At 62.0% G+C, this 25,107-nt stretch carries 24 protein-coding genes and 1 pseudogene; 18 read left to right on the top strand and 7 right to left on the bottom strand.

Features of this window, described 5'->3' with window-relative positions; all coding sequences use genetic code 11:
- Positions 1–8 precede the first annotated feature (8 nt).
- Together ACE04I_RS12515 and ACE04I_RS12510 are read left to right on the top strand one after the other, a co-directional pair.
- The gene (locus ACE04I_RS12515; RefSeq protein WP_046797075.1) at positions 9–1,073 is read left to right on the top strand and encodes a phosphotriesterase family protein; all 1,065 of its coding nucleotides are present in this window, start codon (positions 9–11) and stop codon (positions 1,071–1,073) included.
- Between the two features lie 31 nt (positions 1,074–1,104).
- Positions 1,105–1,875: a glutamine amidotransferase gene (locus ACE04I_RS12510; RefSeq protein ID WP_046797074.1), complete on the top strand. Its 771-nt coding sequence runs from the start codon at positions 1,105–1,107 to the stop codon at positions 1,873–1,875.
- Positions 1,876–1,895: 20 nt separating this feature from the next.
- On the opposite strand, the gene ACE04I_RS12505 is transcribed toward ACE04I_RS12510, so the two are convergent.
- Positions 1,896–2,807, bottom strand: a complete 912-nt coding sequence (locus ACE04I_RS12505) for a PfkB family carbohydrate kinase (protein WP_046797073.1) — start codon at positions 2,805–2,807, stop codon at positions 1,896–1,898.
- Between the two features lie 25 nt (positions 2,808–2,832).
- Between ACE04I_RS12505 and ACE04I_RS12500 the strand changes: the two genes are divergently transcribed.
- The 7 genes and pseudogenes from ACE04I_RS12500 (at position 2,833) to ACE04I_RS12470 (ending at position 8,574) form a co-directional block, all read left to right on the top strand.
- Entirely contained in the window at positions 2,833–3,675 is an 843-nt protein-coding gene (locus ACE04I_RS12500; RefSeq protein ID WP_487207147.1) for a BtpA/SgcQ family protein, read from the top strand.
- A gap of 1 nt (position 3,676) precedes the next feature.
- Complete coding sequence (locus ACE04I_RS12495; protein WP_046797071.1) at positions 3,677–4,321, top strand: TenA family protein; 645 nt, start codon at positions 3,677–3,679, stop codon at positions 4,319–4,321.
- Between the two features lie 9 nt (positions 4,322–4,330).
- Positions 4,331–5,563 (top strand): Zn-dependent hydrolase, encoded by a 1,233-nt coding sequence (locus tag ACE04I_RS12490; protein WP_487207146.1) that lies wholly within the window; start codon positions 4,331–4,333, stop codon positions 5,561–5,563.
- A 126-nt stretch (positions 5,564–5,689) separates the two neighbouring features.
- Positions 5,690–6,199: a hypothetical protein gene (locus ACE04I_RS12485; protein ID WP_487207145.1), complete on the top strand. Its 510-nt coding sequence runs from the start codon at positions 5,690–5,692 to the stop codon at positions 6,197–6,199.
- Positions 6,163–6,540, top strand: coding sequence for a PhnE/PtxC family ABC transporter permease (locus ACE04I_RS12480; protein ID WP_487207144.1), 378 nt, complete (start codon positions 6,163–6,165; stop codon positions 6,538–6,540). Before ACE04I_RS12485 ends, ACE04I_RS12480 begins: the two co-directional genes overlap by 37 nt.
- A gap of 45 nt (positions 6,541–6,585) precedes the next feature.
- Positions 6,586–6,806 (top strand): annotated as a pseudogene (locus tag ACE04I_RS12475) (hypothetical protein); the annotation flags it as partial.
- Positions 6,807–7,005: 199 nt separating this feature from the next.
- Complete coding sequence (locus tag ACE04I_RS12470) at positions 7,006–8,574, top strand: Fic family protein (RefSeq protein ID WP_487207143.1); 1,569 nt, start codon at positions 7,006–7,008, stop codon at positions 8,572–8,574.
- A gap of 331 nt (positions 8,575–8,905) precedes the next feature.
- On the opposite strand, the gene ACE04I_RS12465 is transcribed toward ACE04I_RS12470, so the two are convergent.
- On the bottom strand, positions 8,906–10,000 hold the full coding sequence (locus tag ACE04I_RS12465) for a rhodanese-like domain-containing protein (protein WP_487207142.1): 1,095 nt from the start codon (positions 9,998–10,000) through the stop codon (positions 8,906–8,908).
- Between the two features lie 232 nt (positions 10,001–10,232).
- Here ACE04I_RS12465 and ACE04I_RS12460 point away from each other — a divergent pair, with 232 nt between their 5' ends.
- The 4 genes from ACE04I_RS12460 to ACE04I_RS12445 are packed head-to-tail and all read left to right on the top strand — an operon-like array spanning position 10,233 to position 14,134.
- Positions 10,233–11,255 carry an ABC transporter substrate-binding protein gene (locus ACE04I_RS12460; RefSeq protein ID WP_487207141.1) on the top strand — a complete coding sequence of 341 codons (1,023 nt, stop codon included), beginning with the start codon at positions 10,233–10,235 and terminating at the stop codon, positions 11,253–11,255.
- Positions 11,255–12,124: an ABC transporter permease gene (locus tag ACE04I_RS12455; protein ID WP_487207140.1), complete on the top strand. Its 870-nt coding sequence runs from the start codon at positions 11,255–11,257 to the stop codon at positions 12,122–12,124. Before ACE04I_RS12460 ends, ACE04I_RS12455 begins: the two co-directional genes overlap by 1 nt.
- Positions 12,125–12,126: 2 nt before the next feature.
- Complete coding sequence (locus tag ACE04I_RS12450) at positions 12,127–12,837, top strand: ABC transporter ATP-binding protein (protein WP_487207139.1); 711 nt, start codon at positions 12,127–12,129, stop codon at positions 12,835–12,837.
- A gap of 43 nt (positions 12,838–12,880) precedes the next feature.
- Positions 12,881–14,134, top strand: coding sequence for an acyl-CoA dehydrogenase family protein (locus ACE04I_RS12445; protein ID WP_487207138.1), 1,254 nt, complete (start codon positions 12,881–12,883; stop codon positions 14,132–14,134).
- 104 nt (positions 14,135–14,238) lie between these two features.
- On the opposite strand, the gene ACE04I_RS12440 is transcribed toward ACE04I_RS12445, so the two are convergent.
- The 5 genes from ACE04I_RS12440 to ACE04I_RS12420 form a co-directional block, all read right to left on the bottom strand.
- On the bottom strand, positions 14,239–15,549 hold the full coding sequence (locus tag ACE04I_RS12440) for an NtaA/DmoA family FMN-dependent monooxygenase (protein ID WP_487207137.1): 1,311 nt from the start codon (positions 15,547–15,549) through the stop codon (positions 14,239–14,241).
- 96 nt (positions 15,550–15,645) lie between these two features.
- Positions 15,646–16,509 carry an NAD(P)H-binding protein gene (locus ACE04I_RS12435; RefSeq protein ID WP_487207136.1) on the bottom strand — a complete coding sequence of 288 codons (864 nt, stop codon included), beginning with the start codon at positions 16,507–16,509 and terminating at the stop codon, positions 15,646–15,648.
- The gene (locus ACE04I_RS12430; protein ID WP_487207135.1) at positions 16,506–17,546 is read right to left on the bottom strand and encodes an ABC transporter substrate-binding protein; all 1,041 of its coding nucleotides are present in this window, start codon (positions 17,544–17,546) and stop codon (positions 16,506–16,508) included. Before ACE04I_RS12430 ends, ACE04I_RS12435 begins: the two co-directional genes overlap by 4 nt.
- A gap of 9 nt (positions 17,547–17,555) precedes the next feature.
- Entirely contained in the window at positions 17,556–18,782 is a 1,227-nt protein-coding gene (locus tag ACE04I_RS12425; protein ID WP_487207134.1) for an acyl-CoA dehydrogenase family protein, read from the bottom strand.
- Positions 18,783–18,792: 10 nt separating this feature from the next.
- On the bottom strand, positions 18,793–19,833 hold the full coding sequence (locus ACE04I_RS12420; RefSeq protein WP_487207133.1) for an ABC transporter substrate-binding protein: 1,041 nt from the start codon (positions 19,831–19,833) through the stop codon (positions 18,793–18,795).
- Between the two features lie 285 nt (positions 19,834–20,118).
- Between ACE04I_RS12420 and ACE04I_RS12415 the strand changes: the two genes are divergently transcribed.
- Genes ACE04I_RS12415 through ACE04I_RS12395 form a run of 5 tightly spaced genes read left to right on the top strand, consistent with a single transcriptional unit; the run spans position 20,119 to position 25,105 of the window.
- Positions 20,119–21,105 (top strand): ABC transporter permease, encoded by a 987-nt coding sequence (locus ACE04I_RS12415; protein WP_487207132.1) that lies wholly within the window; start codon positions 20,119–20,121, stop codon positions 21,103–21,105.
- Positions 21,105–22,103 carry an ABC transporter permease gene (locus ACE04I_RS12410; protein ID WP_487207131.1) on the top strand — a complete coding sequence of 333 codons (999 nt, stop codon included), beginning with the start codon at positions 21,105–21,107 and terminating at the stop codon, positions 22,101–22,103. Before ACE04I_RS12415 ends, ACE04I_RS12410 begins: the two co-directional genes overlap by 1 nt.
- A gap of 2 nt (positions 22,104–22,105) precedes the next feature.
- A complete protein-coding gene (locus tag ACE04I_RS12405) occupies positions 22,106–23,101 on the top strand; it encodes an ABC transporter ATP-binding protein (protein ID WP_487207130.1) in 996 nt (331 codons plus the stop codon).
- The gene (locus ACE04I_RS12400) at positions 23,079–24,023 is read left to right on the top strand and encodes an ABC transporter ATP-binding protein (RefSeq protein ID WP_487207129.1); all 945 of its coding nucleotides are present in this window, start codon (positions 23,079–23,081) and stop codon (positions 24,021–24,023) included. The genes ACE04I_RS12405 and ACE04I_RS12400 overlap by 23 nt, the downstream gene beginning before the upstream one ends.
- A 20-nt stretch (positions 24,024–24,043) precedes the next feature.
- Positions 24,044–25,105 carry an aldo/keto reductase gene (locus tag ACE04I_RS12395; protein ID WP_487207128.1) on the top strand — a complete coding sequence of 354 codons (1,062 nt, stop codon included), beginning with the start codon at positions 24,044–24,046 and terminating at the stop codon, positions 25,103–25,105.
- Positions 25,106–25,107 lie beyond the last annotated feature (2 nt).

The following is a 25,107-nucleotide window of genomic DNA, read 5'->3' as shown; positions in this document are numbered from 1 at the left end:
GGGCGGAAATGAGTGAGCTTTCGCAAGCGCATATTCGCTCTGGCAAGGTAATGACGGTAGCGGGGGCAATCCCCGTCTCCGAGCTCGGTGTCACGCTCATGCACGAGCACATCCTCAACGACTGCCGCTGCTGGTGGCATGCGCCGAAGACGCCGGAGCGGCAGTATCTCGCCGACAGTTTCGTCTGCATCGAGATCTTGGGCGAGTTGCACCAAGATCCATTCATCAACAAGCACAATATCACGCTGGACGACGAGCCGCTGGCGATCATCGAACTCAAGGATTTCGCCAGGCATGGCGGGAATACCGTGGTCGAGCCGACCTGTCAGGGGATCGGCCGCGATCCGCGGGCGCTGAAGCGCATATCGCAGGGCTCGGGACTCAACATTGTCATGGGTGCCGGCTACTACCTCGGCTCTTCCCATCCGGCCAAGGTCGCCGGGATGACGATCGACGAGATCGCCGACGAGATCGTGGCCGAGGCGACCGTCGGTGTCGATGGCACCGACATCAAGGTCGGGCTGATCGGCGAGATCGGCGTCTCGTCGGATTTCACCGACCAGGAAGAAAAGTCGCTGAGGGCTGCAGCGCGGGCGCAGGCGCGCACGGGCCTGCCGCTGATGGTGCATCTGCCCGGCTGGCTCCGGCTTGGCAACAAGGTTCTGGACATCGCGGAACAGGAGGGGGCGGAGCTTGGTCATACGGTGCTCTGCCACATGAATCCGTCGCATGACGATCTCGCCTATCAGGCGGAGCTCGCTTCACGCGGCGCCTTCCTGGAATACGACATGATCGGTATGGACTTCTTCTATGCCGATCAGCAGGTGCAGTGTCCGAGCGACGAAGAGGCGGCGCGCGCGATCGTCAAGCTGATCGAGCGCGGCCATATCGGCCGCATCCTGCTCTCCCACGATGTGTTCTTGAAGATGATGCTGACCAGATACGGCGGCAATGGCTACGCCTACATACTCAAGCACTTTCTGCCGCGATTGAAGCGGCATGGGGTAACTGACGCGCAACTCGACATTCTCATGCGCGGCAATCCGAGATCGGTGTTCGAGGCGAAGGCCTGATCACCCAAGCAATGACAGAAATGGAACGATCATGACCAAAAAAGTCCTCCTCGTCGGCGAGAGCTGGATCAGCTCCGCCACCCATTACAAAGGCTTCGACCAGTTCGGCAGCGTTACCTTTCATCTCGGTGCCGAGCCGCTGGTAAAGGCGCTGGAAGGCAGCGAATACGAGCTGACCTACATGCCGGCCCACGAGGCGGTAGAGAAGTTTCCATTCGATATGGAGGGTCTTGATGCCTATGACGTGATTATCCTGTCGGATATCGGGGCGAATTCGCTTCTTCTGCCGCCCGCCGTCTGGCTGCATTCCAAGACGGTACCCAACCGTCTGAAGCTGATCAAAACCTGGGTGGAAAAGGGCGGCGGGCTACTGATGGTCGGCGGCTACTTCTCCTTCCAAGGCATCGATGGAAAAGCTCGCTGGCGCCGCACGGCGGTCGAAGACGTGCTGCCTGTCACTTGCCTTCCCTATGACGACCGCGTCGAGATTCCGGAGGGCGCAAAGGCCGTCGTCACCATGGCGGATCATCCGACGGTCGCCGGCATGTCCGGCGAATGGCCGCTGCTGCTCGGCGTCAACGAAGTTGAAGTGCGCGACCGAGCCGATGTCGAAGTCGTCGCCCGACTGCCGGATGATCAGGGCGGTCATCCGCTGCTCGTTACCGGCAGCTTCGGCAAGGGACGCAGCGCCGCCTGGACCTCGGATATCGGCCCGCACTGGCTCTCCCCGGCATTTTGCGAGTGGGACGGCTATGGCCGACTGTGGAAGAACGTTCTCGGCTGGCTGAGCGACACACGATGAGGTCCGGGCTCAGGCGAGCATCAGCGCGCTAGGACCGCCTGCAGCTCGTCACCGGTCGGGAAGGCTGACCGGGTACCACGGCGGCTGACGGTAAGCGCGGAGGCAGCAGTGGCATGGCCGATCGCGCGGATGTCCAGTTCGACGCCGCGCAAAGCGGCTGAAGCGAGCGCCACCGCCATGAACGTGTCCCCGGCACCGGTCGTGTCGATTGCGGTGGTGGCGGCAGCCGGAACGGTGGCGATCTCTGCATCCCGGCTTGCGAGCATCGCTCCGTCGCCACCGAGTGTCAGCACGACGTGGCGGACGCCAGATTGCAGTAGCTTTGCGGTCGCGGCGGTGTCTGACGAGCCTGTGAGACTTTGCGCTTCGCCCCGGTTCAAGAAGGCGATGTCTACCAGCGGCCAGAAGTCCGCGAAGTAAGGACGGAGCGGCGAAGGGTTGAACGCGGTGACGAGGCCGCGGCGTCGGGCTTCCTCGAGCAGGCTAAGGGTCGTCACCTGGCTGAGATTGCCCTGCAGGACCATGAGGTCGCCGGCAGCGGCTGTGTCGATTGCCGCGATCGCCTCGCCCGGCTCAAGCGAGCCGGCGGAATCGGTGGTCGTGACGATGGCATTTTCGCCGTCGGGCGTGGTGAAGATGATGGAGAAGTCGCTGGAGCGGCCGGCAAGAGCGATGAGCTTCGCCTTGACCGGTTCTGGCGCCAGTTGATCGCGAATGGTCTGGGCGCGGAAATCCTCGCCCACGGCCGCGACGAGGGTGGTGGCAAGGCCGGTTCTGGCCATGACCACGGCTTGGTTCGCACCCTTGCCGCCGAGGTCGCGGGTTTCCTCGCGACCAAGGATCGAAGCTCCGGCTTCCGGCATGGTCGAAACAGATATGGTTTCGTCGACGGCGACGTTACCGATGACATGAGCACGAACACGGGCAGGCATGGCAGGCCTTTGAAAGGAACAGACAATGCAGACGATATCGGATAATAATTCCAGCGCCATAAGGGAAATATTCGGCACTGACAAGGCGCTGATCGGGATGATCCATTGCTCGCCCTTTCCCGGCGCACCGCGCTATCGAGGGGCGGCGATGGACGCGATTTACGACGCTGCGATGCGCGATGCCGAAGCCTTGATCGATGGTGGCATGCATGGGCTGATCATCGAAAACCATGGCGATATTCCTTTCTCCAAGCCGGATGATATTGGCCCGGAAACCTCCGCCTTCATGTCCGTCGTCACCGACCGGATCGTCCGCTCAGTCGGTCTCCCTACCGGCATCAATGTATTGGCTAACGCGCCGATCCCGGCCTTTGCCATCGCCATGGCCGGCGGCGCCAAATTCATCCGCGTCAACCAATGGGCCAACGCCTATGTCGCCAACGAGGGTTTCATGGAAGGCCGGGCGGCCGAAGCAATGCGCTACCGTTCGGCTCTCCGTGCCGAGCACATCAAGGTGTTCGCCGACAGTCATGTAAAGCACGGGGCACACGCGATCACAGCCGACCGGACGATCGAGGAACTGACCCGCGATCTCGCCTTCTTCGATGCCGACGCGGTGATCGCCACCGGCCAGCGCACGGGCAATTCGGCGACCGTCGAAGAGATCGAGACGATTGCTGCCGCGACCCATCTGCCGCTGCTCGTCGGCTCCGGTGTCACCAAAGAGAATATCGTCGAGATTCTCAAGCGCACCAACGGCGTCATCGTTGCCTCGTCGCTCAAGGAGGGTGGTGTCTGGTGGAACCCGGTCGAGCCCGCCCGTGTGAAGGCGTTCGTCGAGGCTGCGCGCCCAGCATTGGCTGCCTGAGATGAGTGAGATGCTTTCCGAGCAGATCCTGCGCGAGAACAAGGTCGTCCTCGATGCGATGGTGGGACACCGCTTCGTCGAGGACATCAAGGGCGATCGGCTGCCGAAGCATGTCTTCGAGCGCTACCTCGTGTTCGAAGGCGCCTTCGTCGACACGGCGATCTCGATCTTCGCCTTCGCCGCTGCGAAGGCTGAGACGATCGAGCAGAAACGCTGGCTGATCGGCGTGCTGGACGCACTTGCTAACCAGCAGATCGCCTATTTTGAGAAGACCTTTGCCGAACGCGGGATTGACCCTGCTGCCTTCGACACGTCCATTCCCGAAGTCGCGGCCTTCCGCGACGGTATGCTGGCGATCTCCCGTGATGGCGGTTATCTCGATACGGTCGCGGCAATGTTTGCCGCCGAGTGGATGTATTGGACGTGGTCGAAAGAGGCCGCCCGGCAGCCGATGAGTGACCCACTGCTGAAGGAATGGGTCGATCTGCACGCACATGAGGATTTCGCCGCGCAGGCACTGTGGTTGAAAGCGGAGCTCGACGCGGCCGGCCGGGTTATGAGCCCGCAGGAACGGTCCCGCCTGAGCGGCATATTCGGCCATGCGCAGGCTCTCGAGATCGCCTTCCACGACGCTCCTTATCTGTGAGGAAAACGCATGATCGAGATCGACGGCATCCGTCTCAATGGCAGACTTGAGACCTTTGCGGCAATCGGCGCCACGCAAAAGGGCGGCGTCAATCGTCAGGCACTGACGGAAGGGGATCGTCGTGCCCGGCAGCTTCTTGCGGAACTCGCATGGGCGCGAGGCTTTTCAGTCTTTCAGGATCCGATGGCGAACCTTTTCATCCGACGTGCCGGACGAGACGAAGGCCTGCCACCGCTGGTGATCGGCAGCCACCTCGACAGCCAGCCGGCCGGCGGCCGGTTCGACGGAGCACTCGGCACGCTGTCGGCCTTCGAGGTACTGGAAAGTCTGGAAGATGCCGGTATTGAGACCGAGCGTCCCGTGGTGGTCGTGGCATGGACCAATGAAGAGGGTTGCCGCTTTGCGCCGGGCTGCATGGGATCCATGGCGTTTTCCGCGGGCGAGATTCCTGACAAATGGCGAAAGAAGCTTGCGACCGATGGTGCACCGTTAACCGACGAGTTGACGGCGACGATCGAAAGCCTGCCGAGGGCAACGATGATCCCCCTCGGCTTCCCGATCCATGCCTATCTCGAGGTTCATATCGAGCAGGGTCCGTCACTTGAGGCGGATAATATCCCGATCGGCGTCGTCGGCGGCATCCAGGGGACGCGGTGGCTGGACGTTACCGTGACGGGGCAGACCGCACATGCCGGCACAACGGGCCTGGCATACCGGAGAGACCCGTTACGCGCGCTGACTGCAGCACTTTCCAGCCTCCATGAAACGATCATGCCGTCAGATCCTGACGCACGGTTCACCGTTGGGCGCATTTCGGTCGAGCCGGGCTCAGTGAACGCCATTCCCGACGTGGCACACTGCACGGTCGATATCCGCCATCCAAATCCGGGCCGGCTGGACGAACTCGAAGACCTGGTTGCTGCGACCATCACCAGTCAGTCCGAGCGGCAGCGCTGCTTGGTTGCAATTTCGCGATCCTTTGACATGCCGCCCTGTACATTTTCTACAGATCTGCAGGACGCGGTCGAACGGGCCGCAGCGGCGAAAGGCTTCAACAGCGTACGGATGCTGTCGGGAGCCTTCCACGATGCGCTGTTTGTCAATCGTGTCGCGCCCGCTGCCATGATCTTCGTTCCGTGCCGTGACGGATTGAGCCACAACGAGGAGGAATCCGTCGAACCACGACATGCCGTCGCTGGTTGCCAGGTGCTGGCGCAGGCCACCCTATTTCTGGTCAGATAAACTCACACCTGGCCGCTTCTGGCCAGTATCACCCGGTTACCTGATCATCCTGGTCAGTGTGACTGTCATCGATTTTCTGAGCGAGCGCCTGCGTCACCGTATCATCGGCATTTCGGAGCATGGGATATGAGCCACGCTGATTTTCAAACCGAAACGAATGCCGTTCATGATGCCAAGGTCCGTCTGCGCGGCGCATTCGAACGACCGCTTGTTGGCCGGCTGATGCCGTGGGCTATCGCTATCATTCTTTTGATCCCGCTTATCCTTGGTGCATTAGCTTTTGGTGCCACGCCAACAAGGTTTGCGGAAGGGTTATCGCGACTTGCTGGCATCATTGCCTTTATGTTCCCGCCGCACATTTGGACAACCTGGATGGAGTGGCAGGAGGTTCTGGAGGGACTTGGTCAGACGATCGTCATGGCCTTCCTTGGTACGTTGCTCGGTGCCGCCGCTTCACTTCCGCTCGCGCTGCTCGGCGCGAAAAACATCATCCCGTTCGGGTGGCTCAGGCTTTTCTCGCGCCGAGGCTTCGACGCGCTGCGCGCGGTCGAGCAGATATTCTTGCTTTGGTGTTCATTCGCGCTTTCGGGCTTGGTCCTTTGGCTGGTATCCTTGCCATCGCGGTTTCCGAGATAGGCACGTTTGCCAAGCTCTTTGCCGAGGCAATCGATACGTCACGCAAGCCGGTCGATGGCGTGAAGGTCTCCGGCGGCAGCAACATGCAGGCGATCCGCTATGGGATCGTGCCGCAGGTTTTACCGGTGATCCTCTCGATCATTCTCTACAATTTCGAATCCAATGTTCGCTCCGGCACCATTATCGGGGTTGTCGGGGCCGGCGGCATCGGGTTCCTTCTCGCCGACCGCATGCATGCCTTCCGATGGCCAGAAGCCTGGTCAATCATCTTTCTGATCGTTGCCATGGTCTATGTGATTGACTCCGCATCGGCTTCACTACGACGTCGGCTGATCCTGTAAACATTTCTAACGTGCGCGCTGAGCGAAAAATGGTTCCGAGGCGACGCGCTTGCCGCCGTGCTGGCTTTCATTCCTCTCACCCATTCAGTGTTCTCGGATCGATGGCCTACACGTTGATCGGCGGTACCGCAGTTGGAACGGTGATGATCTTGCTCTTCCTTCCTGCGCTCTATGCCGCATGGTTCCGTATCAAGCCGACCGAATACGAAAGCCAAGGGAAGCTGACGGAGCAACTGGAGTTTCAAACTGTAATGGCTGCCGAATAGACGCTTGTAGCGTGGTGAGCGAAAAGGCGAACTCGTTAGTCGCCGAGGATTTTAATCGATTTTCGATAGGATGGATATTTTATAAGCATTTTTCTATAAGAATAATTGATTTCCGATGTAATCAGTTTTCGATATTATAGGCCGAAAATAACCATCCTTCGATGATGTAACTTGTTTCTCGATGAGAAAGGAAGTCGGCATGCCAGCCAGCCTTGCAAATGCGGCGGTGTTCCAAGAACGTATTGTGCCCACGGATACGGTTCCCGTCGGATTTGCCGCACTCGTTCAGAAATACGGGATCGCAGCCCCTGTTCGCCTCCCCTCGTGTGTCGCCAAAGGCTTCGTCTATGGCTCGAGGAGAGCACATGAGGATTGGACGATCTTTGACAAGCGCTTCACTCCAGAGGACAACCTACTCGGGCATCTGTCTTTCGCGCTCAGGCACGAGACAATCGACCTGTTGATTTTGAAAAAGCTGTTTAACATCGTCCCGGCAAGTGAGTTCGTTGCGCTGATCAAAGCCGAGCCGACAAGCAGTGCTACGCGCCGGATCTGGTTCTTCTATGAATGGCTGATCGGTACGCGCCTCGACATTCCAGATGCGGAACGGGGGAACTATGTTGAAGCGCTTGATACTGGGAGCTACTTTACATCCACCCCTGTGAACTCGCCCCGCCACCGCGTGCGGGACAATCTTCTCGGCACACCCAAATTTTGCCCCGTTTTAAGGCGCACCGAATACCTTGTCGAAACGGTCACCCGCCGCTGGGACGCTGAAGCCAAGGAACTCATCGGAAAAATCGGAAAAGGGCTCATCGCCCGTACGGCAAGTTTCCTCCTTCTGTCGGACAGCCAAGCATCCTATCAGATTGAAGGCGAACGCCCGCCGCGAAGCCGCCTCGAGCGGTGGATGCGGGCCGTCGCCCAAGCTGGAAAGCGGCCAATCACAGTGGATGAGCTCGTGCGCCTCCAGCACCTCGTCATCGAGGAGAACCGATTCATCAAGCACGGGCTGCGAGACGCCGGCGGCTTTATTGGTGATCGCGACTGGAACGGCGATCCTCTCCCAGAATTCGTTTCAGCCCGGCACGAAGACATTAACGGTCTTCTCGGAGGCATCATAGCCGGAGGAAACAGGATGGCGGAGAGTGGGGTTGACGCCGTGCTTCAAGCCTCCGTCATGGCCTTCGCCTTCGTGTTCGTCCATCCCTTCGAAGACGGAAACGGTCGCCTGCACAGATACCTCATACACCATGTCCTGTCCGAACGCGGATACACGCCTCCTGGCATGATCTTTCCTGTTTCTTCCGTACTTCTTGAACGTCAAGAGGAGTATAGCGCGCGTCTGCGCGGCTATACTGGACCGTTACTAACTTTTATCGAATGGGTGCCGACAGCGGAGAAAAACGTGCGTGTAGTCAACGAAACCGCCGATCTCTACAGGTTCGGAGACTACACGGAGTTGACGGAATTTCTTTACGCTTGCGTTGTACAGACGATCAGGCAGGACCTGCCAAACGAGATCGACCACCTTGCGCGCTTCGATGACGCGAAGGGACGCATTCAGAATTTTCTTGAGATGCCGGACGCGATGATCTCTAGCCTCGTTAACCTCATCCGTCAGAACGATGGTGCGCTTTCCAAGAAGCGGCGAAGCCGCGAGTTCGAAAAGATGACCAACGAGGAGGTAAAGTCAGCGGAAGCGGTGGTTCGTGACGCTTTCGATATCGGTCGATCAGACGAGAACGGCGATCTTGAAATGGAGTGAGGCCGATGAGACTGGAAACTGCGTTCCCATCACTTTGAGATCCCCCGATGGGCGTGACGGAATCTCCGTCCTGGAGCGGCGTTCCATTGCTGTCTTTCACGATCACGTTTTTGGCTCCGGTCGCCGCGCATACAGCTTGTTGAGAAGCTCGGCCAATTTCTCGGCATCCTGCCGGTTCAAGCCGATAATGGTCCGGATGCCCATTTCAGCGGACCGTCGGCTGCTGAGTCGAGGACAGCCAGGCCAGGTGCCATTCGGCTCCTGACTTGGCGAAAAATGATATACCGAAGCGACGGCCGGCACATGTCGACGTGCCGGCGGTCCGTTCGGATTAGGCGACCTGGCTTAGGCTCTCCTGATCGAAGTCGACGAGCAGGATGGCGATTTCATATCCGCGCCGCTGCAGCCAATGGGCGACAGTGCGGGCTCGCACGCCGAGCAGATCATCGATCAGCACGACGCGGGAGCCGCGCACGGTTATGGTGCGATAGGCGACACCCAAAAGCTGTCCACCTTCCGACGACAACGTGCCGGGCAGATGTCCCGCTTCGAACTCTTCCGGTGTCCTGACATCAAGCAGATAGGTCGTGCGCTCGGGGTCGGCGGCCCAGGCCCTGGCGGTGGAGAGATCGATCTCGGGAAAACTGTCGTTGCCGCTCAATTCGGAAATGCGCTCACGCGCGAAGTCCAGCGCAGCCGGGCTGGGATCGCCATAGGTCCGCGCCTTGCCGGTTTCGAGTTCGAGGCCGGCGCGCGTCCAGCCCTTCGTGCCGTCGTCCAGATAGGCAACCTTGTTGGCCACACCTGCATCGATCAGGGTCTGGGCGCCAAGAATGGCGCGCGGCAGGCCGGCACAGGACACGACAACCCTCGTCTTGTCGGAGGGGACGACATCTTTGAACCGGAGCAGCAGTTCGGCGCCCGGAATGCCGACGGCACCCGGAACGTGATCGCGCGCAAATTCCGGCACGGTGCGCGTGTCGATGACGATCACGTCCTCGCCTTTGTCCCTGAGAGCTTTCAACTCCTCGGCCGAAATCACCGGGGTTCCGCGTTCGTCCTTCACGGCCAGCGAGAAGTCCCGGCCAGGGATGTCGAAGGTCGGCAAGGGACCCGTGCCGTCCTGCGCGTTCCAGGCAGGAATGCCGCCTTCCAGGGCAAAGACGTTCGCGCGCCCGCTTACTGCGAGTTCTTCAGCCAGTTTCGCCGCCTTCCCGTCGCCGGCATCCAGGAGGACGGTCCGGATGACCGGCCGCGGCACGAAACGTCCGATCTCGGCCAAAACCCTTTCGGACGGCAGATTGGTGGCAAACAGAGGCGAAGCATAGCCGACCTCTTCGGGTGGCCGGATATCGAGAACGGCAAGTTCCGACCCATCGGCCAGCCATTGGCGGAAGATGTCGATGGTGATGATTTTCTCGCTCATGATGAGGCTCCTCTCCGTGGTTTGGCCTCTTCAGCCTATTGCGGCCGGCCCAGCGATCGAAGGCCGAGACACCTCGGCACGATCTCGGAATCGGGAAGGCAATTTCATAATCTATAAAATTAATAGACTAATATTGCTTACCCGCCACATCCGGTTTTCCTAGGCTGTCTCGCAATTGGATACGAGGCTAGGCAGACCTGCCCGTGCCTGGTCCAAGCGACGGAGAAGCAGCATGACAGCATTTAGCGATTGCAAGCGAGTGGTTCTCAAGGTGGGTCTGGCATTGAGCCTGGCATCCGGCATCGGTCTTGCCGCGCATGCCGAGGAGACGCTCGACCTCACCGATGTCACGCTGACGGTCGGCACGCCGAACAAGACCGGGCTTCACCGGCAGCTGATCGCTGCAAACGAGGTCGAGAACCTGCCCTACAAGATCCGCTGGGCGGATTTCGATTCCACGCCGCCGCTCGTCGAGGCGTTGCGCGCCGGCCATGTGGATATCGCCGCTGGCGGTGATACGGGCGTGCTCGCGGCCATCGCCAACGGCGTCAAGGTAACGATCATCGCCGCCACCTGGGAGCGCAAGGAAAGCGGCAGCGCCATCCTGGTTCGCGGCGATTCCGATCTGAAATTGGTCGCCGACCTGAAGGGTCGCAAGGTCGCGCTGCCCTATTTCACCAAGCAGCATTATCAGTTCGCCAATGCGCTCGAGCAGGCCGGCGTGCCCTGGGATTCCAAGCTGATCCTCAACCTCAACACCACGGATGGCCTGTCGGCGCTGGTCAATGGCCAGGTCGATGCCTTCGTGGTGTGGGACCCGAACACCGCGATCGCACAGCTGCAGCATGGCGCCCGCATTTTGCAGCCATTGGGCAAGGTGATCGATACGGCGGGCGTGGTCTATGTGCCGACTTCGTCGCTCGAAGATCCGGCGCGCAAGGCTGCGCTCAAGGATTTGACGAGACGCATCATCCGAGCCCAGGCCTGGGTCAACGCGCATCCGTCCGAATGGGCCGAGCAGGTGTCCAAGCTCTCGAAGGTTTCCCCGGAAGTCGCCAACCTCCAGGCCAGCCGTTCACGCGTTGAGCACGCGCCGGCGACAGATCCTGAAGCACTCGCCGGATGGCAGAAGCAGGTGACCTATTTCCACGAGGCGGGGCAGTTCCGCAAGGAGTTCGCCGTCGAGGATTATGTCGCGAAGGACTTCAGTGATGTCGTAGACAGTGAAAACAAGAAGCTGGCGAAGACAAACTGATGGCATCCGTTTCCAGCTTTGCCGATATCGAAAACGAGACGCCGGATCGTGCCGGGACCGAGCCGGATCTCGTAAGACTGGTCCCGTCCAGTACAAGGCGTCAGTCGCGGTTCCCGCGCGGTCTTGGCAAGGCTCTCGGCCCGCTCGCTCTTGCGGTGGCCTGGTGGTCCGCCACCCATTATGGGTGGATATCGGAGGACCTGTTGCCCGGCCCGCAGGCCCTGTGGGTCACGCTTGGCGAGCTTATTGCCAGCGGCGAGTTCTCAGAGGCGGTGTCGCTCTCGCTTTACCGTGTCCTCGTCGGCTTTGGTTTCGGCTTCGTGATCGGTATCGGCCTGGCGCTCGTGTCGGGGCTTTTGCGGATCGGCGAGGATTTCATCGACGCGCCGATGCAGATGGCGCGCACGCTCCCCTGGGCGGGGCTGGTGCCGCTTCTGATCATCTGGCTCGGCATCGACGAGACGCCGAAGATCACTCTCGTCGCCTTCGCCGTGACCTTTCCGCTCTACATCAACACCTTTGCCGGCATCCGCAATGTGGACAAAACGCTGGTCGAAGCGGCACGGACGCTGTCCTTCAGCCGTTCCGCGCTGATCTTCCAGGTCATTCTGCCGGGCGCGCTACCGAACCTTCTGGTCGGGCTGCGCTATGCGCTCGGATCAGCCTGGCTGGCGCTCGTCTTTGCCGAAACCGTCAACGCGCAAGGCGGGCTCGGATACCTGATCACCCACGCGCGTGAGGTCTATCGGGTCGATATCATCATCCTGTGCCTCATCATCTACGCGCTGCTCGGCCTGAGCGCCGATCTCATCGTCCGCCTGCTGGAACGCGTCCTGCTCAGATGGCGCCAGAACTTCGACGGAGCGTGACCATGACGATCCACTTATCCGACCTGCGGCCCGTGGCCGTGAGCGTGCGCGGTCTCGTGCGCCGGTTCTCCGATCGCATCGTCATCGATCATCTCGATCTCGACATCAGGCGGGGCGAATTCGTTGCCCTGCTCGGGGCAAGCGGTTGCGGCAAGAGCACGCTGCTGCGGATACTGGCAAGCCTCGACGATGAAATCGAAGGCGATGTCTTCGTATCGCCCCGCCGTGGTGTCGCCTTCCAGTCGCCGCGGCTGTTTCCATGGAAACGGGTGTGGAGCAACGTCGTCGCAGGCCTGGGAACCGGCCGGGCTGGAGCCGAGGTCGCGCTTGCAGAGGTAGGGCTGTCGCATCGTGGCGATGCCTGGCCGAAGGATCTGTCGGGCGGGGAGGCGCAGCGTGCTTCGCTGGCGCGTGCCCTGGTTCGCAAGCCCGACCTGCTTCTGCTCGACGAGCCGTTCGGTGCGCTCGATGCCCTGACCCGGCTCAAGGCCCAGGCGCTGGTCGCCGACCTATGGCAGAAGCATCGCCAGGCGGTGCTTCTCGTGACCCATGACGTAGAAGAGGCGCTGTTGCTTGCCGATCGCGTCCTGGTGATGCGCGATGGCGCGATCGCGCATGAAGCGGTGGTCGATCTGCCGCGGCCGCGCACTACCGGCGGCGAGAGTTTCGACCGCTTGCGCACCCAGCTGCTTGGATGGCTCGGCGTCTCCTGAACCCGGTCTGACAAAAGAACAAAATCATCGAAGGGATCTCTCAATGACCAGGATCGACCAGGGATGGGGCAGGGGCCCAACATCTCGTTACGAAGACATCGCTTTCCGGTTTCGGCCGATTTTCGAAAGAATCGCTTCGGGGGCCGTCGAGCGCGATCAGCAGCGGCGCCTTCCCCGCGAAGAGGTCCGCTGGCTGCGAGAGGCGGGTTTCGGCGCACTGCGCATCCCTGAGGAATATGGTGGAGCCGGCGTGACCTTGCCGGAACTGTTCGCCCTTCTGATCGAACTGTCGGCGGCCGATCCGAACATCACCAACATCTTCCGCAGCCATCAGGGCTTTACCGAAGACCTCCTGAATGCGCCGGACAATGCCTGGCGAAAGGAATGGCTGACAAGGCTCGGGCGCGGCGAGATGATCGGAAGCGGGTTTTCCGAATTGGCCGGCAGCGGGCCGGGCGACTATTCCACGAGGATCGTCCGGGATGGAGAGGGCTACCGGCTCGACGGCGAAAAATTCTATACGACCGGTTCGATCTATGCGGATTGGATCAATCTTGCAGCCGTCGACGCGACCGGCGGCCCGGTCGCAGCACTCGTGCCGACCTCAGCACCTGGCGTCGAAATCCTCGACGACTGGGACGGTTTCGGTCAGGCCCTGAGCGGCAGCGGCACGGCCCGTTTCAAGGCGGTGCGGCTGGAAGAATTCCACGTCAAGCCGGATTACGGCCGTTTTCCATATACGCCGTCCTTCTTCCAGCTCGTGCATCTGGCAAGCCTTGCCGGGATCGGCCGGGCCGCGGCTGACGAGCTCTCCCGTCATGTCGCGGCGCGTTCACGCACCTATCCGCGCGGCAATGGCAAGTCGAGCGCGGAGGATCCGCAGGTGCTCGAAGTGGTTGGGCGTGTGCGGGGCCCGGCCTATGCGGCCGGCGCCATCGTCCTGAATGTCGCCGAGGCGCTGCAGCGATCCTTCGAGGCCAATCTCGAAGGTCTCGATCCGGCGACGAGCAACCTGCATCACCTCGTCGAAATCGAGACCAGCCAGTCGGTGACCGTCGTATCGAGGCTGATCCTGGAGGCGACGACCGTGCTCTTCGATGCGCTCGGCGCATCGGCAGCCAAACGCACGCACGCGCTTGACCGCCATTGGCGCAATGCCCGCACCATCAGCTCTCATAACCCCCGCATCTATCATGATCGGGTGGTCGGAGAGTTTGCCGTCTCGGGCAAGACACCGGTTGCGGTTGGATATCGCAAGATCATCAATCCGCATGGACCGAGCAGCGAGGTCGCCTGAGCGTCGCTTTCTCCTGGTACACTTGGCTGTTCCGAGGCGGACCGGACAGTCGAAAGGCCCCGGATGGGAAACCATCGCGGGGCCTTTTCGTCGACCGTTCGAAACTAGTTTGAGGCGGGAAAAGGCAGGCCGTAGCGCTCGCGCACCGTGCCTGCCTCGTAGCGGGTGCGGTAGACTCCGCGATCCTGGAGGATCGGAACCACCTTGTCGACGAACTCCTCGATGTCGTCGGGCGCGCGCGGCGGCTGCAGCGTGTAACCGTCCACCGTCCCGTCGGCCCATAGATCGATGATGCCGTCGGCGACCTCTTCCGGCGTGCCGAGAAGCAGGCGGTGATTGCCTTCGGCGCGGCGCACCGCCTGCCGGGCGGTAAGCCTCTCATGGGTAAGCAGGTCGGAGAGGCCCAGTCCCATACCGACGGCCTGCAGGCGGTTCGGATCGGGGATGAAGCTTTCGGCATCGAGCACGGCATCCGGGTCGAAGCCGTTCGGATCTATGCCGTGCTCCTTCACGAAGCGCGCGATCAGGCCGTCCTCGGACCCGGCGCCGCTGAACAGTTCGTGCTTGCGCAAGGCCTCTTCGCGCGTTTCTCCGAGAATGACGACCAGACCAGGCACGATGCGGATGCCGGACGGATCGCGACCGAGCGCGACGGCACGATCCCTGACCTTTTTCCCGAAAGCCTGGCCGGCGGGGCGCGACAGGATATTGCAGTAGATGATCTCGCCGTGGCGGGCTGCCAGGTTGATGCCACCCTCGGACGCACCGGCCTGGGCGATGACCGGGTGACCCTGCGGACCGAGGGGCACGTTGAGCGGCCCCTTGACGGTGAAGAAGTCGCCGGCATGGTCGATCGACTGTGCGGCGGACGCATCCCAGAAACGATCATCCGCGACCTCGCCTTCCCGGGATGGATCCCAGCTCGACCAGAGTTTCTTGGCGACATCGAGAAACTCCGAGGCCTTCGCATAGCGCTCGCTGCGCGGTGGCAGGGGATCGGGGCCGAAATTGGCCGCCACGTTCGGGTTGAAGGAGGAGACGATATTCACAATCAGACGGCCGCCGGAAATGATGTCGACCGATTGCGTGCGGCGCGCCAGGTTGAACGGCGAATTATAGGTGGACGACATGGTGGCGACAAAGCCGATGTCGGGCACCTGGGCGGCGAGCGCCGTGCACAGGATGAGCGGGTCGATCGTGTGGAACGGCCGGCTGTTCGGGTCAGTCATCAGGGCCGGATGATCGGAGAAGAACACTGCGTCGAACAGGCCGCGATGGGCGAGTTCCGTCAGTCTCCGATAATAGTCCGGATCGTTGATATCGTGGCGGTCGCCGCGGCGGTATTTCCAGGCATGCGGCAGATAGCCGGTGGTGTTGATCCCGACATTGAGATTGAGCGTGCGTGCGGCGGTCATTCCAGGATTTTCCTTCTTGGGCATGGCCTGCCGGCACGCCTTCTGCCGGCAGCTTGATTTCTCTGATCGTCGATCGGCACCGGCATGCGGAGGAACCTATCCGGCCTGATCCGCGAGTGCGGCAAGCGTTTCCGAAACGAAGCTCTCCGCGCTGCGTGGCGAGCGGCCGAGCAGATCGGACACGGCAGAGGTCGTATAGGCAGCCCGCCCTTCGGCGATCAGGGTCGCGAATTCACCGACAGCGCGATGTTCGAAATTATCTGGGGAGCGGGTTGGCGGCGGCGTCACGAGTGGTACCGGACGGCCGAGTTTTTCGGCAAGCATGGCGGCAATCCGGCGCGGCGTCACGCTTTCGGGACCGCTGAGATCGAGGATGGCGGTCGGGACATTCTCGGCAATCAACTGATGTACCGCCACATCGGCGATGTCGCGAGCGTCGATATAGCCGATCCCGGCATCGGGATTGAGAGCCAGGATCGATTCATGCGCCAGGGCGCGGTTGATCGTGTTGGCGAGCGAGACTTGCATCCATGCGTTTGGGCGCAACGACACCGATTGCAGGGGAAGCCCGCCCAGATGGCGCTCGACCGCCTCATGCGCGTCGCCCGAGATCGAGCGTCCGCCCGTGCCGATCGTCCAGTTGGAGCCGGAGATCTTGACGATCCGTCGCACACCGGCAGCAGCGGCAGCATCGGCCACGGCGATCTGCTGCCTGCTCAGATCGGCCCCGATCGGCGACAGAAGCAGAACCCTCTCGATGCCGGCGAGAGCGCGGCCGAGTGCTGCCTCATCCTCAAATGTGCCGTGCGCCAATTGAACGCGCGCGCCAAACAGCGCCTGCGCGGCGTCCGGACTTCGGGCATAGACGCGCACCGATTGGTTAGCTGCCAGGAGCCGATCGACGATCAGGCGGCCGAGCCGGCCGGTGGCGCCGGTGACGAGAATGGTGCCGGCGGTCATGCCGCCACCCTGGCGGTGGCGGCCTTCAGCGGCCGGTCGTCGATCCAGTCGAGGACATCGAAGTCCTGCTGGATGAAGCCCCATTCGCGCAGGAACTGCTTGAAATGATCGAAAGCAGCGACCTGCTCCGGCTCCAGCGTCAATGCCAGATGACGGTGGATATCCGGACCGTTCGCCGCCCGGATACTGTCTTCGCCGACGCCGATTTCGTTGGCGATGAAGCGGACCGCGTCCTGGGGATTGGTCTCTGCCCACCCGGCGACCCGATTCACCGTCGCGACGAGATCGACCACGAGGTCGAAATGCTGGTCGAGGAAGCGGGCATCCACGGTCAACGGACGCGGCGTTCCGTTGTTGATGCGGATTTTCGCATCCGGATGGAAGCCGAACTCGGACACCACCACCGCGCCGATCTGATTGGCGAGAATGAGACCCTCGGCGCCTTTGACGAAGAAGGCATCGATATCACCGGCAGCAAGCGCCAGGACTTCCCGGCCATAGGGGTAGCGGCGCTTCAGGCCGTGAAGGCCGGGCGCATCCCCTCCGTGTGAAAGGCTTGTTTCCGCCACATCGAGATAGACGAGTTCGACGTCATCAATGCGCAGTTCCGCGAGCGAGAGTGCCGAAACGGTTCCCTTCAACGCCGTTGCGCGCTGGAAATCGACGACTGGTGCGCTGGCGTCGCGGGGTATGCCGATGCGGTGCCCCTTCAGATCCGCTCCGGTTCGGATAGCCGTGGCGGGCAAAGTAATGATCGCCTGGAACTCGTCCGTCGTCGTCGTCCCGACGATCCGGGTCTGGCGGCCGCCCGCGCGCGCCCAGATCGGCGGGATGTTGCCGCCCTGGCGGAAGGAAAAATCGAGCGCATGGGTGAAATGGCTCTGGCGGACGATCGGATCGTTGTGATCGCGGATCGAGCGAACGCCGATGCCGGATGCGGCAAACTGCCGGTCGATCCAGCCAAGCTGGTAGGCGATCGATAGCGGCGTGGGCGCCGGACAGCGCGTATACCAGACGAATTCGGGCGATGCGGGCATGGAGATCTCCTATCCAGCCTTCGCGACGGCGAGGCGCGGGGATTGGTGGATGGCCTGTGGTTCGGCCGATGACGCCGGCCTTGCCAGAGACTGGGATATCGCCTCCCTGGCGAGCACGCCGCGCACCAGATTGTTTTGCGGCGCATGCGCGCGGCCGGCGAGCACATCCCGATGATGGCGTTCGAGCGGATTGTCGCGACTGATGCCCGGATTTCCACCGAGGTCGAGCGCAAGCGCCGTGATCGCGACCGCGTTCTCGATCACCACATGCTTGACGGCGGCCGCGTCGGAGCCGAAGGGACGGCCGGCATCGAAATCTTCGGCGATCGAGCGCAGCAGCCTTCGATTGGCGGCAAGCAGGACTTCAATCTGGCCGAGCCCATCCTGGATGCGCGGAACGGTCGACAGGGGCGCGCCGAGGCTGGCCGGCACCCGGCTGGTGACGAATTCGAGCAGCCAGTCCCGCGCGGCCCGTGCCGCGCCGTCGTAAACGGCGGGAACAAGCGCGAAATACCAGGCGCCGAGGCGCTGATCGCGCTTGAGACCTTCGCGGGCCGGGGCAAGATCGATAACGTCTTCCAGCGGCACGGCGACGTCCTGCAGGATCAGATCGTCGCTGCCGGTGGCTCGCATGCCGGCGGCGTTCCAGGTTTGCTCAACGATGATGCCCTTTGCGTCAGTCGGCACGAGAAACGAACCCAGGCGCGGCTCTTCCTCGTCGGTCACGGCGAGAACGGATACCCAGCGCAACATGGGAATGCCGGTCGCGTAACTCTTGTGACCGCTGATGCGCCACTCGCCGCCGATCTTTCTGGCGATCGTTTCCGGCAGACTGCCATGCGAGGGAGATCCCACCCGCGGTTCGACCTGTGCGGCGTTCAACAGCGCAACGCCGCTTCGGTTGGCCTTCGTCACACGTGCGACGAGATGTTCTGGCCAGGTGCCCGAAGCCCGGATGGAATAGTGCTGGTTATAGTGCATCGACAGCACCAGCGCTGTCGATGGATCGCCGCGGGCAATGGCCGAGACCACGGCGAGCGCTTCCGTCAGACCTCCCCCAAGCCCGCCATGCGCGGTGGCTGTGACGAGGCCGAGAAGCCCTGCTTCATGAAGGGCCTCGAAATTGGCGAAGGGAAAGGCGCCCGAGCGATCGTAGTCGCGGGCCGGCGATGCGAAACGCCGGCCGAGATCGTCGGCGCGCGCCAGTGCGGCGGAAAGATCGCGGGATGCGGTCATGGACGCGTCCTCACGCGACGGCCGCCGTGTCGAGCAGCGCCCAGGGGCGACGATCGACCCATTGATCGACATCGAAATCATCTGCCAGGAAGCCCCATTGGAACAGGAAGTCCTTGTAGTGGCCGATGGCGTCGATCAGGTCCGGCTCGAGCCCGATACCGAGATGCCGGTGAAGATCCGCGCCGTTTGCTGCCGCGACGACTTCTTCGGAGGCGCCGACTTCGCGCGCCACGAAACGGCGGACCTCGTCGGCATGATCTTCGGCCCATCGGCTTGCCTGGCGCAGCGTCGCGATCAGCGTAGCCACCAGGTCCGGCCGGTCGTCCGCGAGCCGTTCGTCAACGGTCAGGATGCGCGGCGAGCCGGAATTGATCCGGACCTTCGGATCGGGATGAAAACCGAATTCGCTGACCGTGGGGGTGGCAAACAGATTGGCGACGTTAATACCTGACGTTCCCTTGACGTAGATCGCGTCGACCTCGCCTTTCAGGAGCGCCGCGATCTCTGGACCATAGGCCTGCCTGTTGCGCAGGCCGTAGAGCTGAGGTCCTTCGCGGTTGTCGAGCACGGAGTCCGCCAGGGGGATATCGACGATCTCGACATCGGTATGGGAGAGACCTTCCAGCGAAAGGGCGGAAACGAGCCCCTTGAGCGCGGTTGCGGCCATGAAGTCGACGATGCCCGGCGGCCTTCTGGCAATGCCGAAACGACGGCCGACGAGATCGCGGGTGGTGCGGATCTTCGTCTCGGGCAGGGTGATGATGGCCTGAAACTCGTCTGTCCAGGTGATGCCGACCAGGCGTGTGGGATTGCCTTCCGAACGGGCGCGGATAGGCGGAACGTTGCCGCCATGGCGGAAGGAATAGGCGAGATGATGGTCGAAATGGCTCGACCGGACGGCGCGATCCTTGCTGTCGATGATGGAGTTCAGGGTCACGCCTTCCTTCGCGAAGGCCCGCTCCAGCAGTCCGAGCTGGGTGGCGAGCCCGACGGGCGTGGGAACCGGGCAGCGTGTGTACCAGATCTCAGAGACGGCATTTCTTCCTGACATGAACCCTGTTCCTCCGATGGATGGCGCGCCGAAAATGCATTTTTCGGGAACGCGGCGTTGTGAAGTGTAAACTTGCGCGTAGTTGCTGAGAATTAGGAAAAAATGCCACTATTGTGCATTTGTGTGTTGATTTATGGATCATTATTCCTGCAATCGGTGGGTGGAAGGTTTTATTTGCTAATTGATATTTGACAAAGCCTATAGATTTAGTCAACTATTAAATCACGATGCGGCTGACAGGCGCCGCCGAACTTCGATGCGTTTCAATCCGAACAGGTGGAGCTCATGCCGGCACTCTTGAGACTAGGGCGCACCCTGCGACGAACCCTCCTGCAAGCGGTTCCCACCTTGCTGGGGATCGTCATCTTGAACTTCTTCCTCCTGCAGCTCGCGCCTGGCGATGCGGCCGACGTGCTTGCCGGAGAGGCGGGTTCGGCCACGGAGGAAAGCATGGCGGCATTGAGGTCGCGTTTCGGCCTCGACAATCCTGTCCTCGTGCAGTTGGGCGACTATCTCAACAATCTCGCCCATTTCAGTCTGGGCTATTCGCCGCGCTACGGCATGCCTGTCGCCGACCTCATTGCGCAGCGCCTGCCGGGCACCCTGACCCTGATGGCCGTAGCTCTCGGCATCGCCATCGTTTTAGGCGTCATCCTGGGTTCCGTCATGGCCGCCTTCGCCGGCCGCATCCCCGACCGTCTTCTGTCGGTGTTTTCCCTGCTGTTCTACTCGATCCCGAGCTTCTGGATCGGCCTGATGCTGATCGTATTGTTCTCGGTCAAACTCGGATGGCTGCCGAGCGGTGGCGCCGGCACGATCGGCTCGCGGCTGACGGGCTTCGCCGCGCTTGCCGACAAGGCCCGTTACATGATCCTGCCGGCGACCTCGCTTGCTCTGTTCTACGTGGCGATCTACGCGCGCCTGACCCGTGCCTCGATGCTGGAGGTTAAGAACCAGGACTTCGTCCGTACCGCCTATGCGAAGGGTCTGACCACTTTCGGCGTCACAGCGAGGCACGTGTTACGCAATGCTCTCATCCCGATCACCACCATGGCCGGCATGCATATCGGCGGCATTCTTGGCGGCGCCGTCGTGGTCGAGACCGTCTATAGCTGGCCGGGCCTTGGCCGGCTGGCCTTCGAAGCCGTGATGGGGCGCGACTTCACGGTCCTGCTCGGCATCCTTTTGTTGTCCTCGCTTCTCGTCATCGTCGCAAACGCGGTCGTGGATCTCGTTCACGCCTGGCTCGATCCCCGTATTGGAGCGCATTGATGTCCACCACAGATATCGAGGCTTTCGGCGGCGGTTCCGCCGACAAGGCCGTCATGACCGAACGCAAGGGCGCTCCCGTGTCGCCGGAGACCAATGGCTGGGCCAATATGAAGGCGCCGGATGCGCGGTCGCAGACCAGCGCCGCCGTTACCATGACCAACGGTGGGCGCGCCCTGCGGGTGTTTCTGTCCAATCCAAACGCCCTGGTCGGCAGTGCTTTCCTGGCTCTGGTCGTCATCATCGCCTTCATCGCGCCGGTGCTCTATCCGGATGACCCGCTCTCCATGGTCGCAAGGCCGTTCCTCTGGCCTGGGCAAGACCCGGATTATCCGCTTGGAACGGATTCGCTCGGCCGCGACGTGCTGGCCGGCATCCTGCACGGATCACGCATCTCGTTGTTCGTCGGCCTGGCGGCCACCGCGCTTGGGCTGACCTGCGGCGTGCTGATCGGCGCAATCGCCGGCTATTTCGGTGGCTGGATCGACGATGTGCTGGTGCGGCTGATCGAAATTTTCCAGACATTGCCGAATTTCGTGCTGCTGGTCGTGCTCGTCGCCATCGCCCAGCCTTCGGCGACAACGGTTACGTTTGCCATTGCCATCATCTCATGGCCGACGGTCGCGCGTCTGACGCGTGCCGAATTCCGCGCCATTCGCGAAAAGGATTTCGTGGTCGCAGCCCGCAGCCTGGGTTTCGGACATGCCCGCATCATCTTCCGGGAAATCCTGCCGAACGCGCTGCCGCCGATCATCGTCACCTCTTCGGTCATGGTCGCCGGCGCCATCCTGATGGAATCGGCACTTTCTTTCATGGGGCTCGGTGATCCCAACGTCGTCAGCTGGGGGTCGATGATCGGTACCGGCCGCGAGCTGGTGCGCACCGCCTGGTACCTGACGGCCTTGCCGGGGCTCGCCATCGTCTTCACCGTTCTTGCCCTCAACCTGATCGGCGATGGCTTGAACGATGCTCTCAATCCCCGTTTCACGCAGGATCGATAACGATGGCATCTCTCCTCAAGGTCGAGAACCTCACCATTGCCTTTCCGCGTGCCACCCCGGTTCGTGACCTGTCCTTCGAGGTCGATGAGGGCGAAACGCTGGCGATCGTCGGGGAATCCGGATCGGGTAAATCGCTGACGGCGCTTGCATTGATGCAATTACTGCCGCGCTCGGCCGTGCCAACTGGGAGGATCCTCTTCGAAGGCAGCGATCTCGTGCGTCTCGACCGCAAGGACATGCGGCAGCGGCGCGGGCGCGACATCGCGATGATCTTCCAAGAGCCGATGACCAGCCTCAATCCCGTGATGACGATCGGCCGGCAGATCGCCGAAGTGCTCGAGGTTCACGAAAGGATGTCGGCGAGGCAGGCGCGCCAGCGCGCCATCGAACTGCTCAAGCTCATGCGCATTCCAGCGGCGGAAAAACGTGTCGACGAATATCCGCATCAATTGTCGGGCGGAATGCGCCAGCGCGTCATGATCGCGATAGCGGTCGCCTGCAAGCCGAAACTGCTCATCGCCGACGAACCGACGACGGCGCTGGATGTGACCATCCAGGCGCAGGTCCTCGATCTTCTGGACGCGCTCCGGCGCGAACTGCGGATGGCGGTCGTGCTGATTACCCACGATCTCGGCGTCGTGTCGCAATGGGCCGACAAGGTCGTGGTCATGTATGCCGGGCGCAAGGTGGAACAGGCGTTGCCGGATGATCTCTTCAACGCGCCGCTGCATCCCTATACGCGCGGTCTTCTCGCCGCCTCGCCGCGGCTGAAGAACGATTTCCACTATCGCGACGGCGCGCTCACCGAAATTCCAGGCTCGATCGTATCGGCTGCCGGAGAAACGGGCTGTCCCTTCCGCCCCCGCTGCCCGCAGGCGCGCGCAGCCTGTGCGCACCAGGTTCCGCCGCTGACCGTTCCCGCGCCCGATCGCCTCGTCGCCTGCCCCTTCACCCTGCCCGTAAAGGCCATGCCCAATGCCGCTCTTGTCAGTCACTGACCTGAAGACCCATTACAAGACCGGCGACGGTCTTCTGCGCGCCGTCGATGGTGTCGACCTCGTCGTGGAGCGTGGCGAGACGGTCGGTCTGGTCGGCGAAAGCGGCTGCGGGAAATCGACGCTCGGCAAGACATTGCTGCGCCTGGTCGATCCGACCGCCGGTCGCATCGAATTCAGCGGTGAGGATATCACCGATCTCGGCCCGAAGGACCTTCGCCGCGTCCGCCGGTCGGTGCAGATGATCTTCCAGGATCCTTTCGCCTCCCTCAATCCCCGCCAGACGATCGGCGGAATTCTCGAGGCGCCACTCATCGTCCATGGGCTCGGAGACCGCACGAGACGCCGCCAGATCATTGCCGACATCGTCGCCAAGGTCGGGCTGCCTGCCGATGCCGTCAACCGCTACCCGCACGAATTCTCGGGCGGCCAGCGGCAGCGTATCGGCATTGCGCGGGCACTGTTGCTGAACCCGGAACTGATCGTCTGCGACGAACCCGTCTCCGCCCTGGACCTGTCCATCCAGGCGCAGATCCTCAATCTTCTGGTGGCGATGAAGAAGGAATTCGGGCTTTCCTATCTGTTCATCAGCCACGACCTTTCCGTGGTGCGCTATTTCGCCGACCGCGTCATGGTCATGTATCTCGGGCGGATCGTCGAGAGCGCCGACAACGCGGCCCTTTGGTCCGATCCGCGGCATCCCTATACGCGCGCCCTGATGGACGCCGTGCCCGATCCGTCGCGTCCGCGACAGGCAGCACCTCTTGGCGGCGATCTGCCGAGCCCCAGCAACATCCCGTCCGGCTGCCGTTTCCATACACGCTGTCCGCTCGCGACCGACCTCTGCCGCGCGCAGGAACCCGAGTTTCGTCAGATTGCGTCGGGCCACGACGTGGCCTGCCATTTTGCCGACCGTATCAATTGAAAAATCAAGGAGAGAAGACCATGGTCGAATACCGTTATCTGGGCCGTAGTGCGCTGAAGGTGTCGCCGCTGACGCTGGGTGCGATGATGTTCGGAAACCAGGCGCCGGACGACGTCGCCTTCCGCATCATCGACAAGGCGCACGAACAGGGCATCAACTTCATCGACACCGCCGACGTCTACCATGACGGCAAATCCGAGCAGGTGGTCGGTCGCGGTATCAAGAAGAACCGCGACAGCTGGGTGGTTGCGACCAAGTTCGTCAACTCGCACACCAAGGGTCCCAATCTGGGCGGTTATTCGCGCAAGTGGATCTATCAGACGGTGGAAAACTCGCTGCGCAATCTCGGCACCGACTACATCGACATCCTGTATTTCCATCGCGCCGTCTTCGACGCTCCGCTCGGAGAGGCTGTGCGGGCGATCGCCGATCTCATAAAGGCGGGCAAGCTGCGCTATTTCGGGGTGTCGAACTTCCGCGGATGGCGCATCGCGGAGGTCGCCCATCTCGCCGACCAATTCGGAATCGACCGCCCGGTCGCCAGCCAACCGCTCTACAATATCGTCAACCGCACCGCCGAGGCCGAACAGCTGCCGGCCGCGGCCGCCTACGGACTTGGCGTCGTCTCCTATAGCCCGCTGGCGCGCGGCGTGCTGACGGGCAAGTACAATGTCGGCGAGGCGCCGGCGGCAGACAGCCGCGCCGGTCGCGGCGACAAGCGCATGCACGACGTCGAATTCCGCGAGGAGTCGATTGCCATCGCCAAGCAGATCGCCGCGCATGCGGAAGCCAAAGGCATTGCCGCTGCCGATTTCGCGCTCGCCTGGGTTTTGAACAACCGCCTCATCACCTCGGCGATCGCCGGACCACGCACCGAGGAACAGTGGGATGGTTATCTGCGCGCCCTCAACGTCAAGCTCGACGCCGAGGATGAGGCCCTGGTCGACCGGCTGGTCGCGACCGGCCACCCCTCGACGCCCGGCTTCACCGATCCGGGGCACCCGGTCGAAGGACGCGTCCCGTATTCGGCGGCGGCCTCGGCGGAAATCATCCCGCTGACGCGCTCTCAGCGCGTCGCCTGATG

The sequence above is a fragment of the Rhizobium moroccans genome, assembly GCF_057559155.1.
Note: the sequence above shows the minus strand (reverse complement) of the source record. Positions and strands in the feature narration are given on the sequence as shown.

Coding starts and splice junctions, on each gene's coding strand:
- ACE04I_RS12515 (WP_046797075.1), top strand. CDS start 9: ATGAGTGAGCTTTCGCAAGCGCATATTCGCTCTGGCAAGGTAATGACG.
- ACE04I_RS12510 (WP_046797074.1), top strand. CDS start 1,105: ATGACCAAAAAAGTCCTCCTCGTCGGCGAGAGCTGGATCAGCTCCGCC.
- ACE04I_RS12505 (WP_046797073.1), bottom strand. CDS start 2,807: ATGCCTGCCCGTGTTCGTGCTCATGTCATCGGTAACGTCGCCGTCGAC.
- ACE04I_RS12500 (WP_487207147.1), top strand. CDS start 2,833: ATGCAGACGATATCGGATAATAATTCCAGCGCCATAAGGGAAATATTC.
- ACE04I_RS12495 (WP_046797071.1), top strand. CDS start 3,677: ATGAGTGAGATGCTTTCCGAGCAGATCCTGCGCGAGAACAAGGTCGTC.
- ACE04I_RS12490 (WP_487207146.1), top strand. CDS start 4,331: ATGATCGAGATCGACGGCATCCGTCTCAATGGCAGACTTGAGACCTTT.
- ACE04I_RS12485 (WP_487207145.1), top strand. CDS start 5,690: ATGAGCCACGCTGATTTTCAAACCGAAACGAATGCCGTTCATGATGCC.
- ACE04I_RS12470 (WP_487207143.1), top strand. CDS start 7,006: ATGCCAGCCAGCCTTGCAAATGCGGCGGTGTTCCAAGAACGTATTGTG.
- ACE04I_RS12465 (WP_487207142.1), bottom strand. CDS start 10,000: ATGAGCGAGAAAATCATCACCATCGACATCTTCCGCCAATGGCTGGCC.
- ACE04I_RS12460 (WP_487207141.1), top strand. CDS start 10,233: ATGACAGCATTTAGCGATTGCAAGCGAGTGGTTCTCAAGGTGGGTCTG.
- ACE04I_RS12455 (WP_487207140.1), top strand. CDS start 11,255: ATGGCATCCGTTTCCAGCTTTGCCGATATCGAAAACGAGACGCCGGAT.
- ACE04I_RS12450 (WP_487207139.1), top strand. CDS start 12,127: ATGACGATCCACTTATCCGACCTGCGGCCCGTGGCCGTGAGCGTGCGC.
- ACE04I_RS12445 (WP_487207138.1), top strand. CDS start 12,881: ATGACCAGGATCGACCAGGGATGGGGCAGGGGCCCAACATCTCGTTAC.
- ACE04I_RS12440 (WP_487207137.1), bottom strand. CDS start 15,549: ATGACCGCCGCACGCACGCTCAATCTCAATGTCGGGATCAACACCACC.
- ACE04I_RS12435 (WP_487207136.1), bottom strand. CDS start 16,509: ATGACCGCCGGCACCATTCTCGTCACCGGCGCCACCGGCCGGCTCGGC.
- ACE04I_RS12430 (WP_487207135.1), bottom strand. CDS start 17,546: ATGCCCGCATCGCCCGAATTCGTCTGGTATACGCGCTGTCCGGCGCCC.
- ACE04I_RS12425 (WP_487207134.1), bottom strand. CDS start 18,782: ATGACCGCATCCCGCGATCTTTCCGCCGCACTGGCGCGCGCCGACGAT.
- ACE04I_RS12420 (WP_487207133.1), bottom strand. CDS start 19,833: ATGTCAGGAAGAAATGCCGTCTCTGAGATCTGGTACACACGCTGCCCG.
- ACE04I_RS12415 (WP_487207132.1), top strand. CDS start 20,119: ATGCCGGCACTCTTGAGACTAGGGCGCACCCTGCGACGAACCCTCCTG.
- ACE04I_RS12410 (WP_487207131.1), top strand. CDS start 21,105: ATGTCCACCACAGATATCGAGGCTTTCGGCGGCGGTTCCGCCGACAAG.
- ACE04I_RS12405 (WP_487207130.1), top strand. CDS start 22,106: ATGGCATCTCTCCTCAAGGTCGAGAACCTCACCATTGCCTTTCCGCGT.
- ACE04I_RS12400 (WP_487207129.1), top strand. CDS start 23,079: ATGCCGCTCTTGTCAGTCACTGACCTGAAGACCCATTACAAGACCGGC.
- ACE04I_RS12395 (WP_487207128.1), top strand. CDS start 24,044: ATGGTCGAATACCGTTATCTGGGCCGTAGTGCGCTGAAGGTGTCGCCG.